The organism is Kribbella caucasensis (genome assembly GCF_004361855.1).
Taxonomy (GTDB): Bacteria; Actinomycetota; Actinomycetes; order Propionibacteriales; family Kribbellaceae; genus Kribbella; species Kribbella caucasensis.
In genome coordinates this window covers 1-1,490 of record NZ_SNWQ01000081.1, presented here as the reverse complement: position 1 = coordinate 1,490, position 1,490 = coordinate 1, and the positions used below count along the sequence as shown (strand labels likewise).

Sequence of the window (1,490 nt, the reverse complement as noted above, 5' to 3'; positions counted from 1 at the left end):
GTAACTGGTCAGGTTGTTGAAAGTGTGGGCAGCCAGGGTCGGCCCTCGGCGAGCATGACGAGGGTGTCGAAGAAGTGCTTGCCGTGTTTGGCGGCGGTGGACAGGTAGCTGCGTATGGCGCAGAACTGTTGGGCTCCGGTGAGGGTGCGCAGGCAGCCGGAGACCTTCTGGCGGAGTTTGATCATGCGGATGTCGCGCTCGGAGCCGTTGTTGTCGGCGGGTATCTGCCAGTCGGTGGTGAAGCGCAGGTAGTCGTCTTGCCGGTTGATCAGGCGGCGGGCGAGCGCGTTGTGTTTCTTCATCGCCGCATCCGAGCGGGCAGTGGTCTGGGTGACCCCGATCTGGGCGGCCGAACGGTAGAGGTGGATCTGGGTGCCGAGTGCTGCCGGGTCGACGGTCTCAGCGCCGGTCGCGATCGCTTGGGAGACCAACTGCTGCATCGCCACGAGTGCGTCGGCGACCTGAGTTGCCCAACACCACTCAGTGTCCGCCTGCGCGGTCTCGGTGACACCGGCCAGCTCCCGCAGCGCGTGCGCACAGCACAGTTGATGTTCGACGCCGGCGTAGGTGTCGTAGGGTGCCCAGGCGTCGTGCACCGCGATCCCACCGAACCGGCTGAGCACGCCGGCGTCGTCGATGCCGGCCTTGCCGCGCTTGGTGTGGCAGGTGATCAGGGTGTACTTGCCGGTGCGGGCGCAGTGCACCCAGTGCAGCTTGCCGGCGACCCGCAGACCGGTCTCGTCGAACCCCGCGACCTCAGAGCCGGCGATCCGGTCGCGCACGATGTCGAGGAAGTCGTCCAGTCCGTCGGCGGCGCGCCGCGTCATGGTCGTGACGGTGCCTTCGGACACGGGTGTGCCGAACAGTTCGGCCAGCGCCTGCGCGGTGCGTTTCTTCGACAGGAACTGGCCGACGTACAAGTAGACGATGATCGCGGTGATCCGCGGCCCGTACTGGGTCGGCGCCACCACCCTGTCGGGCGCCGTGCCGCAGGTCGTGACCCCGCAGGTGCAGCGCCGCGCGATGAGCTGGTGTTCGGTCACCCGCACCGTCATCGGCGGCAGGTCGAACTCCTGCCGCCGCTCAACACCCACCTGAGCCGCACCTGCCAAGCCGGCGCCGCAGCCGGCACACGGGCCGGGCTCATGCCGCACCACCACATCCGGATCGGTGACCCGTGCCAGCGTCGACCCCGGATGCCCCGGCTGCCCGCCCGGTTTGCGTCCGCTCTTACGCCGCAGCGACTTCGGCGCCGGCTTGACGAACGGCGAGTCCGACGACGGCGGCCTCGACGAGTTCTGGCTGTTCTGCCCCAACTGCCGCCTCAGCTCGACCACCTCGGCCTCGAGCCGCGCGATCTGCTCAGCCTGCCGCGCGACCAGAGCAGCAAGGTCCTCATAGGACGGACGTTGACCGGCGGGCACCACACCATGATCAACATCTCGTTGCCTCGATCAACGAACCACGCCGCCGACGACCTGACCAGTTAC

The 1,490-nt window shown here is 67.9% G+C and carries 1 protein-coding gene; it reads right to left on the bottom strand.

All coding sequences use genetic code 11. The features are described from left to right. Positions 1-8: 8 nt before the first annotated feature. Positions 9-1,424, bottom strand: coding sequence for an IS66 family transposase (gene tnpC / locus EV643_RS43900; RefSeq protein ID WP_133806164.1), 1,416 nt, complete (start codon positions 1,422-1,424; stop codon positions 9-11). Between the last annotated feature and the right edge of the window lie 66 nt (positions 1,425-1,490).